The 16,528-nt window shown below is 61.9% G+C and carries 11 protein-coding genes; 7 read left to right on the forward strand and 4 right to left on the reverse strand.

What is annotated here, in order from left to right:
- Positions 1 to 104: 104 nt before the first annotated feature.
- Complete coding sequence (locus ACTZWX_RS06560; protein WP_354447008.1) at positions 105 to 476, forward strand: VOC family protein; 372 nt, start codon at positions 105 to 107, stop codon at positions 474 to 476.
- Between the two features lie 46 nt (positions 477 to 522).
- Here ACTZWX_RS06560 and ACTZWX_RS06565 read toward each other — a convergent pair whose 3' ends face one another.
- The 3 genes from ACTZWX_RS06565 to ACTZWX_RS06575 form a co-directional block, all read right to left on the reverse strand.
- Positions 523 to 915, reverse strand: coding sequence for a globin domain-containing protein (locus ACTZWX_RS06565; protein WP_152436942.1), 393 nt, complete (start codon positions 913 to 915; stop codon positions 523 to 525).
- A gap of 122 nt (positions 916 to 1,037) precedes the next feature.
- Positions 1,038 to 3,296, reverse strand: a complete 2,259-nt coding sequence (locus ACTZWX_RS06570) for a helicase C-terminal domain-containing protein (RefSeq protein ID WP_444713241.1) — start codon at positions 3,294 to 3,296, stop codon at positions 1,038 to 1,040.
- Positions 3,293 to 5,005: a VRR-NUC domain-containing protein gene (locus ACTZWX_RS06575; RefSeq protein WP_444713242.1), complete on the reverse strand. Its 1,713-nt coding sequence runs from the start codon at positions 5,003 to 5,005 to the stop codon at positions 3,293 to 3,295. The genes ACTZWX_RS06570 and ACTZWX_RS06575 overlap by 4 nt, the downstream gene beginning before the upstream one ends.
- A 102-nt stretch (positions 5,006 to 5,107) precedes the next feature.
- Between ACTZWX_RS06575 and ACTZWX_RS06580 the strand changes: the two genes are divergently transcribed.
- Complete coding sequence (locus tag ACTZWX_RS06580; protein ID WP_444713243.1) at positions 5,108 to 5,578, forward strand: hypothetical protein; 471 nt, start codon at positions 5,108 to 5,110, stop codon at positions 5,576 to 5,578.
- A 16-nt stretch (positions 5,579 to 5,594) separates the two neighbouring features.
- On the forward strand, positions 5,595 to 5,822 hold the full coding sequence (locus tag ACTZWX_RS06585) for a hypothetical protein (RefSeq protein WP_444713244.1): 228 nt from the start codon (positions 5,595 to 5,597) through the stop codon (positions 5,820 to 5,822).
- A gap of 5 nt (positions 5,823 to 5,827) precedes the next feature.
- Here ACTZWX_RS06585 and ACTZWX_RS06590 read toward each other — a convergent pair whose 3' ends face one another.
- Positions 5,828 to 6,268, reverse strand: coding sequence for a DUF4864 domain-containing protein (locus tag ACTZWX_RS06590; RefSeq protein ID WP_444713245.1), 441 nt, complete (start codon positions 6,266 to 6,268; stop codon positions 5,828 to 5,830).
- 149 nt (positions 6,269 to 6,417) lie between these two features.
- On the opposite strand from ACTZWX_RS06590, the gene ACTZWX_RS06595 reads away from it, so the two are divergent.
- From ACTZWX_RS06595 to recD, 4 genes are all read left to right on the forward strand, one after another.
- Positions 6,418 to 6,708, forward strand: a complete 291-nt coding sequence (locus tag ACTZWX_RS06595) for a DUF6482 family protein (RefSeq protein ID WP_444713246.1) — start codon at positions 6,418 to 6,420, stop codon at positions 6,706 to 6,708.
- A 177-nt stretch (positions 6,709 to 6,885) separates the two neighbouring features.
- Entirely contained in the window at positions 6,886 to 10,479 is a 3,594-nt protein-coding gene (recC, locus tag ACTZWX_RS06600; protein WP_444713247.1) for an exodeoxyribonuclease V subunit gamma, read from the forward strand.
- A complete protein-coding gene (gene recB, locus ACTZWX_RS06605) occupies positions 10,476 to 14,201 on the forward strand; it encodes an exodeoxyribonuclease V subunit beta (protein WP_444713248.1) in 3,726 nt (1,241 codons plus the stop codon). Before recC ends, recB begins: the two co-directional genes overlap by 4 nt.
- Positions 14,198 to 16,450 carry an exodeoxyribonuclease V subunit alpha gene (gene recD / locus ACTZWX_RS06610; RefSeq protein WP_444713249.1) on the forward strand — a complete coding sequence of 751 codons (2,253 nt, stop codon included), beginning with the start codon at positions 14,198 to 14,200 and terminating at the stop codon, positions 16,448 to 16,450. The genes recB and recD overlap by 4 nt, the downstream gene beginning before the upstream one ends.
- Positions 16,451 to 16,528: the final 78 nt, after the last annotated feature.

A 16,528-nucleotide genomic window follows, 5' to 3' on the forward strand; every position in this document is an offset into this window, starting at 1 on the left:
AACAATCATAACAAAGCGCCGGCGAAAACACTGCTGTGATTGCCTGAGCTCTGAAATGCCAAATACGACGTATACTGAACCTCAACCAATCACGGAGAACAGGCATGATCGGATACGTAACCATCGGTGTCAGCGATATGGGCAAGGCCAAGCAGTTCTACAGCGACCTGCTGGGGGAGCTGGGCGGCAAGGTGTTGCTGGATATGGAGCGCATTGCGTTCATTGGCGAGAGCATGGCCAAGCCCATGTTGGCGGTGTGCGTACCGTTCAACGGTGAGCCCAATCATCCGGGCAATGGCAACATGGTGGCCATCCCGGCGGGGTCCAAAGAAGCTGTGGATAAGTTCTATCACAAGGCCATTGAACTGGGCGCAACCTGCGATGGAGAGCCAGGACAACGTATTCCGGATATGTTCTACGGCGCCTATGTGCGGGACCCGGACGGCAACAAGCTGGCGTTCTTCGAGTTCGGCTAAGCATGCAAAAGGCCCCACATCGGGGCCTTTTTGTTGGTTACGGAGCTCAGTAAGCGCCGCGAATCAGATCAATCCCCGGTTTCAGCACGTCACGCCAGGCTTGCCGCAGCTCCGGCGTGTATTCCGGGTCGTGTACCCGAACCGTTTTCAGCAGGGCTTCTTCCCACAAACCGTACCACTCGGGCTGGATATTGTAGTTGTGGCGGTTATGGCTCTGGCCAAGGTCCTTCAATTTGCGGTCTGACATACCACGGGCCACCAGGATAATCTGCATCACTCCGTTGCGCAGCAGGTGGCGCTGGGCAGACATATCGGTATCGACAAACCGGTTGCGGATGGCGTCGGAACTGGACATGAAGAAGTCGTAGAAATCGACGAAGAATTCATCTTTCCGGCAGCAGCGGCCATAGCTCTGAAATACGAGATCCGTGGGAGTCATTTGCAACCTGTGTCCTTGATCATCTGGCGGAATGTCATTAAAGGCCACGCATTCTAAGCAAGCGAACAGGTTTTTCCATTGCGATATGTAACAACTGACGCCGACCGCGACAATTTGACGCTTCAAGGCTCCGAATTGCTGAACCACCACTTTGGTAACAGGTTGCGCACCTGCCTCTGCAGGAACCGGTCATCAATCAGCCAGATCACGCCCCGGTCGTCCGGCGTGCGAATCACCCGGCCGGCGGCCTGGGCCACTTTCTGCAGGCCGGGGATCAGGTAGGTGTAGTTGTAGCCTTCGCCAAAGCGTTCCTGCAGGCGACCTTTAAGAATTTCGTGCCAGGGGTCGAAGGGTGGCAGGCCAAGGGTGGCCACGAAGGCGCCGATCAACTGGTCACCGGGCAGGTCGATGCCTTCGCTGAACACGCCGCCGAGTACCGCAAAGGCGACCGTGCCTTCGGGCTTCTGGAACTCCACCAAAAACTGTCGGCGCTGCTCCGGGCTCATGCCCGGCTGTTGGGAGCGCTGCGGGATATCCGGTGCCTGTTCCGCCAGCGCATCACTCACTTGTTTGGCGTATTTGAAGCTGCTGAAGAAAGCCAGGTAATGGCCCGGCCGCTCCCGGTACTGTCTGGCGATCAGTTCGGCGATGGGTTGCAGGCTGGCCTGCCGGTGTACCTGCCGGGTGCTGATGCCTGGGGTGAACTCAACTTTGAGTTGCTCGGCGCTGAACGGGCTGGGCAGGGAGGTGAAGCGGGCGTCTTCCGGCAGGCCGAGTAAATCCCGGTAATAGACGCCCGGGCTGAGGGTAGCGGAGAACAGCAGTACCGAGTGGGCGGCCTTGAAGCGCTCGGTGAGGAAATCCGCCGGGATCAGGTTCTGGATGGTCAGGCTCGCCCGGCCCCGGCCGCTGCGCTGAAACTCACACAGGGAATGGTCGCCAAAGCCGTCTGCCAGCTTCATAAACGCCACGCTTTCGAACATCACCTCCTGCAGGGCCAGGTCCGGCGGGTTGTCAGCCAGGTAGTCAGTGATCACCGAGACCATGGCCTGCAGTGCGCCCAGCAATTGCGGCGGCAGAGTGGCCAGGAACACCGGTTGCGCCTGTTCGCCGTGGTCCCGGATTAGAGCCTGCCAAGCTCGGGCGGTGCGGTCCAGGGCCGATTTCACCGGTTTCGGGGCGGTCTTCTTCAGTTTCAGTAAGCGCTGTTGCTCCAACTGCACCGAATACATGCCCCGGGCACGATCCACCAGGTTGTGGGCTTCGTCCACCAAAACGCTGGCCCGCCAGTTGTTCTGGCGAGTAAGGCCGTGCAGCAGGGCCGACTGGTCGAACAGCCGGTTCACGTCGCCAATCACCAGGTCACTCCAACGGGCCATTTCCTGGGCCAGAAAATACGGGCAAATGTCGTGACCGGCGGCGATTTTCGCCAGATTATCCTGAGTTAACGGCTCTTTGCTTTGAGCAGCTTCGGCCCGGGCGTCGGGCAGGCGGTCGAAAAAGCCCTCGGCGAGGGGGCAGGACTCGCCGTGGCAGGCTTTGTCCGGGTGTTCGCAGGCGTCGTCTTTCGACACCAGTTCCAGGGTGCGCAGCGGCCAGGATTGTAGCTCATCCTGGGCGTGTCGCAACTTATCCACAGCATCCAGCGCCAGTTGCCGGGCGGTGTTGCGACAGGTGAGGTAGAACAGCCGGTCCTGCCGCGCCGCGGGCATCGCCATCAGGGCGGGGAACAGGGTGCCCAGGGTTTTGCCCAGACCGGTAGGCGCCTCCAGCAGCAGGGTGCCGGCTTTCACCGAGTTCTTGTACACCGTCTCCGCCAGTTGCCGTTGCCGGGGGCGAAAATCCGGAAAAGGAAAGGTGAGATTGGCCAGCAGGACGTCGCGCTGTTCCCGGTGGTGTTCTTCCTGTTCAGCCCAGGCCTTGTAAAGGCGGCACAGGGTTTCCAGTTCCTGCCAGAGCTCGTCTGCCCTAGCGGTTTCGGTGAGCAGTGTTTCCTTGTCCCGGCCGGTGTCGTAATACACCAGAGCCAGTTCCACGCTTTTACGGTTTTCCTGCCGGCACAACAAAGCGCCGTAGGCCCGCAACTGGGCCCGGTGCAGGGCGCGCTGGTGGGGGCGAATTCGGGACACATCACCCCGGTGGGTCTTGATTTCTTCCAGTCGGTTCTTGTGGGGGTGGTAGCCATCGGCCCGGCCGGATAGCTCCATCCCCAGCACGTTGCCGGTAAGTGAATACTCGCTTTTATAGCTATAGCCACGTTTTGACTGTATCGCCTGGTGGCCGGCAATGCCCTCCTCAGCACTTGGCGCCGGGGTGTAGCGGAAGTCCAGGTCGCCGTGGCGGGCCGCGAATTCACACAGGGTGCGGACGGCGACTTTCACAGGCTTGCCTCGTCGTCCTGCCAACGCACATAACAGACACTGGCCGGGATGCCCTGCCGGGCGAAGAACTGCAGCCAGCGAACCTGGTGGTCCTGCAGGCGGTCGCCGGGGCCTTTCACTTCGATCATTTCATAGCGTTGTTCGGGGTCGTCAGCCTCCGGCACCAGCCGGATCAGGTCCGGGAAGCCGCTGCGGTGTTCCTTGATGTTGTTGAGCAGACGGCGGAACAAGGCCTCCAGGTGCCCTGGGGGAATGCAGTGCAGGGCCAGCTCCAACAGAGCCTCATCCAAAACTTGCCAGAACACAAAGGGATTGGCGATGCCCTGCTTGGTCTGAAAGGTGTCGAGAATGTCCCGGCGATAGGCGCCGGTTTCCAGCAAACGGAACCGTTGCTCGAATGCCTGCTGGCGCCGGGCCACAAAATCGTCCCGGGTCAGGTCTGCCGGACCAATGTGGAAAGGGTGGAAGAAAGCACCAGGCAAAGGCTTGAAGATCACCGGCCAGCACAGCAGCCCGAACAGGGCGTTGATCAATGTATTTTCCACATAGAACACCGGGGCCGCGTCTGTGCCCAAATGCATCAGAGCCGCCCACTCAACGCTGCCGGCTTCCGGTTTCGGCAATGTGAGTGTGAATTCCTGCAGTGGTGGGTTATCCACAGGCTCGGGCTTGTCGGCCCCCACCTTGGGCGCCAGCCGTTTCAGCAGGCGGGCCAGGCCCTGGGCTTCGGCATCACCTAACTCGGCCATATTCCACTGGCAGACAATGGCCCAGGCTTCTTCAAACCGCTTCATCCGTTCCAGCAGCCGCAGCTGTTTAAGCCGTGCTTCCCGATGGCCGCTGTTCTCCCAGGCCTCCAGTGCCAGTTCCCGCTCGCCCTGACGCTCCGCCTGCCGGCCCAGCTCCAGCAACAACCTGTCCCGGCGGCTGGTAAGCCAGGGGTTATCCACAGGGCCGGGAACATCGGGCCAGACGTCCGCTGCCGGTTCGCCGTTGTCGAGCCGTTCCCGGCATTCATGCATCTGTAGGTAACAATCCACCTCTGCCCGCTGCTGGAAGGCCCGGGATTCCGGGGTGAAGGGCACCGGCTCAAATTGTTGTACGCCCAGTTCCACCAGCACAAAATCGGTCCAGCTCTGGCGCAGGTTGCCGAAGAACATCAGGCGGATGCGATCGAACAGGGCCATATCCTGGAGCTGGACGACTTCCGAAGCCGCACTGTCATCCAGTAACCATTCCGGCAAGGGCCTTGGCGTACCGAACGGTTCCGCCAATAGCTCAAGCATTTGAGCCTTGCCGAGGTTTTTCGGGTGGCCCTGGGACTGCAACCAGGGGCCGAACACCGGCCGCAGCTCCGCCAGAGTATACAGCCGGAATAAATCCTCCAGGCTCAGGGCCGGCTCATTGTCGAGCCAACCATCCTGCACCAGCTCCCTGAGTGCCTCGGCCTCCGGCACCTGCAGTTCCGGGTAGCGCAGCTTGTCAGCCCGAAACAGCTCACCGGTGCGCATCACCATGCGCGTGAGTAACGCTCTTGGTCCAGTCGCCAGTTTGGCAAACGTCGCCAGCCGGGTTTGCTCCCGTTCGGTCAACAAATCTGCGTGATGATCGGCCACCCAGGACACGATGGTGTCCATATTGCTGAGGTAATACAGGGGGTCTTCAAGGTTTGCTGTTTGCGGGCGCTGGCCCGTGAATTCTGTCGTCATAGGGCTGGAACTGTAATCCATGCACAAAAATTAATCATCACACGCCTTGCCAACTCCTCTAATGATAACTATTATCATTTGCATCAAAACAAGGAGGACGCCATGAAATTTCTCTGCCCGCGCCATCGCCAAATGTTTGCCCGCCTCTCCATCAACGAACAGAACGATCTATGGCTGTTCTGGATGGAATACGCTTTCACGTTCTGCGAAACCGAGCAGACCGAAAAGATGATCGCCGCCACCGGCAGTGCCTTTGATCTGGCCTGTCTGGCCAGGGTGGGCCACCCGGAATGCATGCACGTGGAACTCACGCTTTCCGCCATTCTGGTGTGCCGTGCCCTGCGCGACCGTGGCGATTACCACGCCGCAGATTACGTGCTGTTCAGTGCTCTGGAAAGCCTGCAGTCTTCCGAGCCCTGCTGTGGCAGCCCCAGCGGTGGCTGCAGCACCGATCAGTGTATTGAAGTGCTGCTGGATACCTCCCGGCAAGCCAGCTTTTTTGCAGAATACCTTAACTGGCCCGCCACGCCACTGGCACCTCGGGCACAACGTTCGGCAATGGTCGCTCACTAACGCTAAGGAGGGGGTTATGGGAATGGTATTCAATATCCCGCAAACGTCCCGGACGAATCGGGCAGAACAAGTATCGTGGCTGGATTGGAAACCCGGTAGTCAGGTTTGTATCAGTATCGATGTCGACTGCCTGGCCAGACTGATGGCAAAAAAACAGCTGCACATTCAGGACTTTTCCTGCGCCGACGAGGCCTCAAAACAGATTGTCAGGGGCCTGCTGCTGGATTGTCTGCGGGTACGCTGAAGCCTTCAGATACCCAGGTCCGCAGGCTGCAAGCGAACTCCGGCGATCTTCCAGGCTCCGTCCGTCATCTCCATGCGGTAATAGGCGTCCCAGCGTTTGCCCTCAGGGCCTTGCAGTCGAACCACCTGAATATCAAAGCCATCATGGGGCACCCGCTGGGCAAACTCGATGGCGGTGGCGCTGTGAACGGCGGGGTAGGCCTCGCGCACCATCGCCAGAAACCCTTCGGAGGTGCCGAATCGCCGTTTGATCCCTTCTGAGGCATACTCCCAGGCCTGTACCTCATCGTCATTAGCGAAAGCTTCAATCTGGCTGAGGATGGCATCCTGGATATCGGCATCCGCGTCGTCCGCCAGCGGCCTGGAAGACCAGGACAGGGCCAGCACCAATGCCATCGTAAGGGTCAGGATAACGACGGTTTTAATGTTAACGATGTTAATCCCCATGACGACCACCCATTTTCTGTTCAACTTTTAATCAATACGCTACCACTGCGGCTGCGGATTGATCCATCACTTTTGCTGCTCACTAATTGACCTGCCAGACGCCCGGCGTCGTATTCCTTACTACGACAACAAAGACAATGGAGACTGCCATGCAGATGACCGAGCTTGAACTCAGATCCCACAAGCACGACACGATCGCTTCGCTGGAGCTTGTATCGATGGAGGGGCGATATTACATGGCCAGGTTCTATCTGGACGGCCAGGGCTATGTTTTGAGCGATCCATACGAAAAAGCGGTTCTGTTTACCGGTGCCGCCGCGGCAAGGGACTTTTTCCGGGATTTCCATGTGGAGAATGTGGAAATAATTCCGCCAACCGGCACCGACGAGATGATCGGCATGCCGGACTGCCATGGCGAAACCATGAGGGTGCCGTTATAAGCGAGCAACTTCGGCCAACTGAGCTCCCTCACTGACCTCCCGACAACCTGCGACGCAGGTTGTCGTCCCCGCCATCTATAATTCCCTGCGTTCTGCCGTTACAGACTGTCCGCATCTGTGGTCACATAAGGTAACCTGTACCCTCAGGATTGACTCGAACACCAGACAAGGAATCCCATGGCGGCTGCACCCACCATCGAACCCGGCTTTCACGCCATACACGCCAATCATCTGGAAGACCTGCGCCGGGCCGTGGTCTATATCTGTCGGCAGAACCCCATGCCGCCGCTGCAGAGCGAGACCTTTCTAGTGCAGAGTAACGGTATCGCCCAGTGGCTGAAGCTGGCACTGGCGGAAAAGCGCACCGAGGATGGGGTGGAAGGCGGCTTAGGCATTGCCGCCGGCATGGATTTCCTGTTTCCCGCGCGGTTTATCTGGCAGGCCTACCGGGCGGTGTTGCCCGATGGCGAAGTGCCGGAGCAGTCGCCGTTCGACAAGCGCCGGCTGGTGTGGCGGCTGTACCGGTTGTTGCCGGAACTGGTGGGGGAAGATGAGGCCTTCACGCCACTGGCGCGGTTTCTGGATGGCAGCGACACCGACCTGCGCAACTTCCAGCTGGCCGAAAAAGTGGCAGACCTGTTCGATCAGTACCAGGTGTTCCGGGCCGACTGGCTGGCGGCCTGGGAGCAGGGCAAAGATGTGGTGATTACCGCCCGGGGCGAGGAGAAAACCCTGGATGCGGAAACCCGCTGGCAGCCGCTGCTCTGGCGGGCGCTGGTGCAAGACGTTGGCGCGGAAGCCCACACCAGCCGTTCACAAATTCACACCCGCTTTATGGAACAAGGCCAGCGCGTCCACGAACCGGCCAATCCGGCCCGCCTGCCCAAACGCATCGTGGTGTTCGGAGTATCCTCCCTGCCCCGCCAGGCATTGGAAGCCCTGTACGTACTGAGCCGGTTCAGCCAGGTGGTGCTGTGCGTCCACAACCCCTGCCAGTTCTACTGGGCCGACATCATCAGTGACCGCGAGCTGTTGAAGGCCGAGCGCAAACGGGGTTCGGCGCATCCGGTGCTGTCGCAGATTGACGACCCGGACCAGCTGCACCAGCACGCCAACCCGCTGCTGGCCGCCTGGGGCAAACAGGGCCGGGACTACATCCGCCTGCTGGATGAATTCGACAACCCGGACGATTACCGCGCCAGCTTCCAGACCCCTGGGCAGAAGATCGACATCTTCACCGATCACGGCGATGCCAACGCGCCCTGCCTGCTGCACCAGTTGCAGAACGATATCCACAACCTGACGCCACTGCAGGAAATCCGCCAGCAGCAACGCACGGTGGACCTGGCCCGCGACCATTCCGTGGTGTTCCACGATGCCCACGGCCCCCAACGGGAAGTGGAAATCCTGCACGACCAGCTGCTGGCAGCGTTCAATGCCGACCCCACCCTGCGGCCCCGGGATGTGATCGTGATGGTGCCGGACATCAACGTGTACGCGCCCCACATCCAGGCAGTGTTCGGCCGCTATTCACCGGGCCGCAAGCGCCACATTCCGTTCACCATTTCCGACCAGGGCCAGCGCCACCACGAGCCGGTGCTGATTGCCCTGGAAACCCTGATGTCGCTGCCCCGCAGCCGCTTTGGCGTAAGCGAAATCATCAGCCTGCTGGAAGTGCCCGGCATTCGCGACCGCTTTGACATCAGCGAAGACGAGATCCCCCTGGCCCGGCGCTGGGTGGAAGGCGCCAACATCCGCTGGGGCCTGCACGGCACACACCGGGAGAGCCTGGACCTGCCGGCAGAGCTGGATCGCAACACCTGGCAGTCCGGCCTGCGGGCCATGCTGCTTGGCTACGGCATGGGCGATGACGAGCCCTGGGGTGGGGTGGAACCTTACGGAGAAATCGGCGGGCTGCAAGCCAGCCTGGCCGGGCGGCTAGGCGAGTTCGTGCACCAGCTGGAAACCCTGTGGCAGGCACTGCAAATCACCCGCACGCCCGGTGACTGGGAGGCCCTGTTCTCCGCCATGCTCGAGCAGTTTTTCCACAAGGTGGAAGGGCAAGACCTGCTGTTGCTGAACCGCTTCCGCCGCCAGCTAGAGCAATGGCTGGACGATGCCCTGGCCGCCGGGCTGGACCAGCAACCGCTGCCCCTGAACATCGTCAAGGATGTGCTGCTGCAGGGCCTGGACGAAGGCGGCCTGAACCAGCGTTTCCTGGCCGGCAAGGTGAACTTCGCCACCCTGATGCCCATGCGCGCCATTCCCTTCCGCAAGGTGTGCCTGCTGGGCATGAACGACGGCGACTACCCCCGCTCCCGGCCACCGGTGGATTTCGACCTGATGGCCCAGGATTACCGGCCCGGCGACCGCTCCCGCCGGGAAGACGACCGCTACCTGTTCCTGGAAGCCCTGCTGTCGGCCCGGGAACAGCTGTACATCAGCTGGGTGGGGCGCAGTATCAAGGACGACTCTGAACGGCCACCCTCGGTGCTTATCGGCCAGTTGCAGGACCACCTGGACAGCCTGTGGGCAGTGGCAGGGCAACCGGACGTCGCAGTAACCAAGGCACTGACCACCCAGCACCCGCTGCAACCCTTCAGCCGGAGCTATTTCCCGAAAGCCAACGGCGTGGGCGAGGGCGACGAGGCCCAACCTAAACCGCTGGCCGAGGTGTTGCAGGCCCGCGGCCTGTTCACCTACGAACGGGAGTGGCGCAGTGCCCATGCTGTGGATAACCCGGAGCAGGACCGGCAAGCCCTGCCGTACCAGGCACCGGAAGAGCCCATCAGCCTGAACGATCTGGCGAACTTCCTGAAGAAACCCATCGACACCTTCTACCAGCGCCGGCTGCAGGTGCGCTTTGAAGCCGTGGAAGACGACGACACCGACAACGAAAACTTCGACCTGAACGGCCTGGACCGCTGGCGCCTGGACAACGAGCTGATTCAGCAGGGTGTCGTCAAAGCCGCCAGCGAAGAAGAATTGCACGAACGGCTGGAAACCACCCTGGACCGCATGGCCCGGCGGGGCGACCTGGGCATGGGCGTCACCGAACACCGGCTGCGCACCGAGCTGGCCGGCCGGCTGCCCGATCTGTTCGAGCGCTATCGCAGCACCCTGGCCGAGTGGCCTGAAGCGGTGGCCGAACCCTTGCCGTTCGAGTTTCGCTATTCCGGTAGCACCGGCGCGGTGGAGGTGGCCGATTTAATCGACAACCTGCGCTGCAACCCCGCAGGGCAGCTGTGCCGGCTGGTGATCGCCAGCTCCGGCCTGCTTACCGGCTCCGGCTACTCGAAAAAAGTCCGCTACGCCAACCTGCTGCGGGACTGGCTGATTCACCTGGCCGGGCAGCTCAGCGGCCAGCCGTTTGAAACCCTGATCCTCGGTAAAGAAGAAGGCCGCAAATTCCACTTCCCGATAATGGCCCCCGAACAGGCACGAACACACTTCGAGGCCATTCTGGGCCGCTGGATGGAGGCCACCACCCGGGCCCTGCCGCTGCACTGTGAGGCCGGTTTCGCCTGGATTACCAGTTACTATGGCGGCAAGAAATTCATCGGCGACCACGAACGGGCCATCAGTGAAGCAGAACAGGCCTACACCACGGCCCTGGACCGGGACACCGGCTACCTGCTGGGCGCCTTCGAAAGCCCCGAGGCGCTGATGGCCGGCGGCGAGTTTGAGGCCCTGCTGCACCAGCTTTATGTGCCGCTGTGGGAAGCCGAGCAGGGCAAGTCGGCGGCGGAGCAGATCGGGAGCATGGAATGACTGACCAGATGACCAACCGAAACCCGAACCTGGACCCGCTGACGCTGCCCCTGAATGGCAGTGCCCTGATTGAGGCCAGTGCCGGCACCGGCAAAACCTTCACCATCGCCATCCTGTATGTGCGCCTGGTGCTGGGCCATGGCCAGGCAGAAGACAGCCCGCTGCAAAACCTGCTGCCGCCAAACCTGCTGGTGGTCACCTTTACCGACGCCGCCACCAAGGAGCTGCGAGACCGCATCCGCACCCGGCTGACCCAGGCCGCCGAGGTGTTTTCCGACGCCGCTGACCACCTCGAACCCACCCCGGAAACCGCACTTATCCACAAGTTGCGGGATAACAGCTACCCGGACCCGGCTACCTGGCCCGACTGCCGCAAGAAACTGCTGCTGGCCGCCGAATGGATGGACGAAGCCGCGGTGTCCACCATTCACGGTTTCTGCAACCGCATGCTCAGCGAACACGCCTTCGACAGCGGCAGCCTGTTCAAGCTCGCCCTGGAAACCGACCAGAGCGAATTGCTGGAGGACGTGGCCCGGGACTACTGGCGCACCTTTGTTTACCCATTGCCACCGGCACTGATGGACGAAGCCCTGAGCCACTGGAAAACCCCCACCGATCTGCGCAAGGCGGTGCGTAACCTGATTGACGACCCGGATGCCTTGGGCACCCCGCCCCAGAGTGTGCACCAGGCCATCAACCAGGTAGTCAGCGAGCGGCTGGCCCGGGCCAATGAACTGAAAGCTCACCCCTGGGTCCAGTGGCAGCAGGAAGTCACCGACCTGCTGAACGATCTGAACAAAAGCAAACGCCTGCACGGCGGCAGCAAGAACGCCATGCTCAAGGTGTGGGAGTTCCTGGTTGCCTGGGCGGAATCCGACGAGCTGCTGCCGGAGAAGCTGGACAGCGCCGCCGGTTACAGGAACCAGACCCCCGAGGGCCTGGACAACATCCTGAAAGGGGACGACCCGGCGCCCCATCACCCGGCCTTTGAGGCCATCGAAGCCTTGCTGGAATTCGGCCAGAACCAGCCCAGCGCCATGTCCGACATCCTGCGCCACGCCAGCCACTGGATTGCCGAACGGCTGGAAGCGGAAAAGCAGCAGCGCTCGGAAATGGGCTTTGATGACCTGCTCACCCGCCTGGACGACGCCCTGCATGGCCCCCGGGGTGACCAACTGGCCGCCACCATCCGCCGCCAGTTCCCGGTAGCGCTGATTGACGAATTCCAGGACACCGACCCGGTGCAATACCGCATCTTCAACCGGATCTACAACGTCGAAGCCAACCAACCGGACACCTGCCTGCTGATGATCGGCGACCCGAAGCAGGCCATCTACGGTTTCCGGGGCGCCGATATCTACACCTACCTGCAGGCCCGCCTGGGTGTGCAGGCCCGCACATACACTCTGGGCAAGAACTTCCGCTCCGCCGAGGCCATGGTCAGCTCCGTCAACCGGGTGTTCGAGTACAGCGACCAGCACAGTCCGAAAGGAGCCTTCCTGTTCGGCAAGGGCGACAGCACCCCGTTGCCATTCCAGGGCGTAGAGGCCAACGGCACCAAGCGGCTGTGGGCCGTAAACGGAGAGATCCAGCCAAGCCTGGTGTTCTGGACTCATGAATCCGATGAAACCGACAAGGACGGCAACCCCAAAGGCCTCGCCAAGGGCACCGCCACCGCCGAGGTGGCCGAAACCTGCGCCAGTGAAATTGCCCGGCTGCTGACCCTGGGCCAGGCCGGGCAGGCGGGCTTTGTGCTGGCGGATAACCCGACTGACCTCGAGCCGGTGGAGCCCAAAGACATCGCCGTGCTGGTGAACAACCGCAACGAAGCGGCTGCGGTGCGGGACGCCCTTGGCCGCCGACGCATCAAGAGCGTGTACCTGTCCGACCGGGATTCGGTGCTGACCTCCCGGGAAGCCAAAGAAGTACTGTGCTGGCTGCGGGCCTTCGCCGAACCCCGGCAACTGGCCTTCATCCGCACAGCGCTGGCCACACCCACCCTGGGCCAGAGCTGGCAAGCGCTCGACCTGCTGCTGACCGACGAACTGGTGCTGGAACGGGAAATCGAGCGTTTTCAGGGTTACCAGCAGCAATGGCAAAGCCAGGGCGTACTGCCCATGCTGCGCAGCTTTTTGATGGACTTCGAAGTGCCGGGCCGCCTGCTGCAGCGCCCGGATGGTGAGCGAAGACTGACAGACATCCTCCACATTGCCGAGCTGCTGCAGCAGGACAGCCTGCAACTGGATGGCGAACATGCCCTGGTGCACCACTTCACCCAGATCCTGCGGGCCGCGGATGAGGAAGACGAACACCGAACCCTGCGCCTGGAAAGCGACGCCGGGCTGGTGAAAGTGATCACCGTGCACAAATCCAAGGGCCTGGAATACCCGTTGGTGTTCCTGCCATTCGGCACCGCGTTCCGGGCGGAGAGCCCGAAACAGGCGTACGTTCGCTACCACGACGACACCCGCAAGCTGGTCACCGTGTTCGATCCGACCCCGGAAGACTTGGAAAAAGCCGATCAGGAACGCCTGGGCGAAGATATCCGCAAACTCTACGTGGCCCTGACCCGGGCCCGGTTTGCCACCTGGGTGGGCGCGGCGGCTGTGGATAACTGGCTCCAGAGTGGCCTGGGCTATGCGATTGCCGGAACAGCGGAGCAGCCCATCAGCGAGGCCCTGGCCCCGCTGGCGCTCGGCCGCTCTGAAATCCAGATTACCCCGCTGCCGGAAGCCGAAAGCACGATATTCACCGAAACCGCCCCGGAAGCCCTGGGGCCGGCGCTGATCTCCAGCCGGGAGGCGAAAGAGGACTGGTGGATTGCCAGTTACTCCACCATCGAATACACCGGTATGGCCGGCACCGGCATTACCTTCACCGGCGAGGTGGAAGACGCCCAGACCCAGAACCTGCTGGAAGAAAGTGCCCAGGACGACACCGATGAGGCACCCGCCGTGCCCGCGGCGCGCAACCACCACCATTTCCCCAAAGGCGCCGGCCCCGGCACCTTCCTGCACGAATTGCTGGAGTGGTGCACGGCCCAAGGCTTCCAGCGGGTTGTGGATAACCCCGAGCTGCTGCACGAGCAACTGGCCCGCCGCTGCGGTACCCGGGGCTGGGGCGACTGGGTGGAACCTTTGCAACAGTGGCTGCTGGCGCTGATCCAGAAGCCTCTGCAACTGGATCGCGACGGCCGAGAAAGCGCCAGCCTGGCGCAACTGGACAGCCTGCGCCCGGAACTTGAGTTCTGGTTTGAAAGCCGCAACGTCAGCATCCAGACACTGGACAAGCTGGTCACCGACCACACCCTGAACGGCGCCGACCGGCCCCGGGCCGAGGCCAACCGCTTCAACGGCATGCTCAAAGGCTTTATCGACCTTGTGTTCGAACACAAGGGGCAGTATTACGTGCTGGACTACAAATCCAATACCCTGGGCGAGGACGACGCCGCCTACACCGACCAGGCCATGGGCCAGGCGATTCTGGACAAACGCTACGACCTGCAATACATCCTCTACCTGCTGGCCCTGCACCGGCTGTTGAAGGCCCGGCTGCCCGGCTATGACTACGACCAGCACATTGGCGGCGCGGTGTACCTGTTCCTGCGCGGGGTAAATTCCGCCAGCGGCGGCGCCTTTACCGACAAGCCCCCCAGAGTGCTGATCGAACAGCTGGATGCCCTGTTCGATGGCGAGCCGGTTGCCGGGGAGGTGGCCGCATGAGCCGTACCCGCCACACTGAAAACCAGTTTGCCCTGGACCTGGGCGACGACACGCCAGTGAACCTGGCAGCCACGGAATCGCCGGAGGCTGTGGATAACTCACACCTCCTGACCAGTCTGACCGACACCGAGGCGCTGTTAGGGCAATGGCAACAGGCCGGCTGGATTCGCCCGCTGGATACCGGCTTTGCCCGGCTGATCCGGGAGCTCAGCGAGGAGCAGGGCAAAAGCCCGCACCCCCTGGTGCTACTAATGGCGGCACTGACCTCCCACCAGGTGGGCCGGGGCCACGTGTGTATCGACCTGGCCAGGTTGCTGGATGATGCTGGCCATATCCTGGCGCTGCCGCCGGAAGAACCGGCCCATACCAGCATGTCCGACGCCGAGGTGGCCAACCTGCAAGGGCTTTATCCACAGGAACTGCTGGCGCGGGTTCAACTGGCCGATTGCCTGGCGGCTCTGCAAGGGTCGTTGGCGGTCAGTGACGGCTCGGTGCCGGCACCGCTGGCGCTCAACGGCACCCGGCTGTATCTGCGCCGGTTCTGGCGCTATGAACAGCGCATTGCCGACGGCATCCAGCAAAGGCTGGCGTTGCCCTCAACCCTGGCGGACCCGCAATCATCGGCGGCGAAAACCCTGTCCCAGGCCCTGGATAAGCTGTTCCGGTCCACCGAACCGGTGGATTACCAGAAACTGGCCTGCGCCCTGGCCGCGCGTAACCGCTTTGCGGTGATCACCGGCGGCCCGGGCACCGGCAAAACCACCACGGTAGTGAACCTTCTGGCGGCCCTGCAGGCCGTGGCCGGAGAAAGCCCGGAGCGGGCAGGGCGCAAGTACCGCATTCGCCTAGCGGCGCCCACCGGCAAGGCCGCCGCCCGCCTGAACGAATCTATTGGCGGCGCAGTCAGCAAATTGCCACTGGCAGACCTGCCCGGCTCCGTGCAACTGGACGACATCTCCACCAAGGTCACCACCCTGCACCGGTTGCTGGGCAGCCGGCCAGACACCCGCCAGTTCCGCCATAACCGGGACAATCCGCTGCTGGTGGATATCCTGGTGATTGATGAGGCCTCCATGGTGGATGTCGACCTGATGGCCTCGGTATTCGACGCCCTGCCCGCCAACGCCCAGCTGATCCTGCTGGGCGACAAAGACCAGCTGGCCTCGGTGGATGCCGGGGCGGTGCTGGGCGAATTGTGCCAGCGGGCCTTCGACGCCCACTACACCCCGGAAACCGCCAGCTGGCTGGCCGCCATCACCGGCGCCCAGGTACCAGCCAGCCTTGTGGATAACTCGGGGCAGGCACTGGACCAGGCCGTGGCCATGCTGCGCAAGAGCTACCGCTTCGGGCAGGACAGCGGTATCCGCCAGCTGGCAGAAGCCGTCAACACCAGCGCGCTCACCAGCCAAGTACTGGGGCAGATCCGAGGTGCCGAGTTTGAGGATGTCATCTGGCTGAACGGCCACACTCCGAAACCCGATCCGGAACAGACCCTGGAGCTGATTTGCCACCACGCCATCACTGGCACTCCGGAGAGTTTCCGCAACGCCGGGCAGGGGCGGGTGGTGAATGACAAAGCGCTGCCACCGCCAGTGGGCTATCGCCACTACCTGGAAGTTATCCACAACTCCGGTTTAACCGCAGACAGTCCCCGGGAAGCCTGGGATGCCCACGCCTCAAACGTGCTGGAAGCCTTCAACGACTTCCAGGTTCTGTGTGCCCTGCGCAGGGGCCCGTGGGGTGTCGAAGGCTTAAACCAGCAAATCGCCCAAAAGCTGCTGGCTGAAAAACTGATCGACAAAACCGAAGGCTGGTATGCCGGCCGGCCGGTACTGGTCACCGGCAACGACTACAATCTGGGCCTGATGAACGGGGATATCGGCATCACCTTCAGTGTGCCCTGGGATAAAGCCGCTAATGGCGAGCCCAAAGACACCCTTCGGGTCGCTTTCCCCAGCGGGGACAGTTCCGGCGGCATCCGCTGGATTTCCCCCAGTCGCCTGCAGCAACTGGAAACCGTTTACGCCATGACGGTGCATAAGTCCCAGGGTTCGGAGTTCAACCACACCTGCCTGGTGCTACCCGATAGACTCAGCCCTGTACTCACCAAGGAACTGGTATATACCGGCATCACCCGGGCCAGGAACTGGTTCAGCCTGATTACCGGCGATGCTCAGGTGTTCAAAGATAGTGTGGGCCAGCAGGTGGTGCGGGCGTCTGGCCTGGCGCTTCGGCTTGGGGATAACTAGGCCCAGGTGTTCCGGATTTTGGGGGCTCCGGGACGCCAGTAAGCGGAGGGCCTTGCCAAAACACGCTCCTTCGGCACG

The sequence above is a fragment of the Marinobacter sp. NSM genome, from assembly GCF_052380025.1.
Taxonomy (GTDB): Bacteria; Pseudomonadota; Gammaproteobacteria; order Pseudomonadales; family Oleiphilaceae; genus Marinobacter.

What these genes read in the sequence shown, in the direction of transcription:
- ACTZWX_RS06580 (WP_444713243.1), top strand. Translation starts at nt 5,108, where the DNA reads ATGAAATTTCTCTGCCCGCGCCATCGCCAAATGTTTGCCCGCCTCTCC.
- recD (WP_444713249.1), top strand. Translation starts at nt 14,198, where the DNA reads ATGAGCCGTACCCGCCACACTGAAAACCAGTTTGCCCTGGACCTGGGC.
- recC (WP_444713247.1), top strand. Translation starts at nt 6,886, where the DNA reads ATGGCGGCTGCACCCACCATCGAACCCGGCTTTCACGCCATACACGCC.
- ACTZWX_RS06590 (WP_444713245.1), bottom strand. Translation starts at nt 6,268, where the DNA reads ATGGGGATTAACATCGTTAACATTAAAACCGTCGTTATCCTGACCCTT.
- ACTZWX_RS06575 (WP_444713242.1), bottom strand. Translation starts at nt 5,005, where the DNA reads ATGACGACAGAATTCACGGGCCAGCGCCCGCAAACAGCAAACCTTGAA.
- recB (WP_444713248.1), top strand. Translation starts at nt 10,476, where the DNA reads ATGACTGACCAGATGACCAACCGAAACCCGAACCTGGACCCGCTGACG.
- ACTZWX_RS06595 (WP_444713246.1), top strand. Translation starts at nt 6,418, where the DNA reads ATGCAGATGACCGAGCTTGAACTCAGATCCCACAAGCACGACACGATC.
- ACTZWX_RS06565 (WP_152436942.1), bottom strand. Translation starts at nt 915, where the DNA reads ATGACTCCCACGGATCTCGTATTTCAGAGCTATGGCCGCTGCTGCCGG.
- ACTZWX_RS06560 (WP_354447008.1), top strand. Translation starts at nt 105, where the DNA reads ATGATCGGATACGTAACCATCGGTGTCAGCGATATGGGCAAGGCCAAG.
- ACTZWX_RS06585 (WP_444713244.1), top strand. Translation starts at nt 5,595, where the DNA reads ATGGGAATGGTATTCAATATCCCGCAAACGTCCCGGACGAATCGGGCA.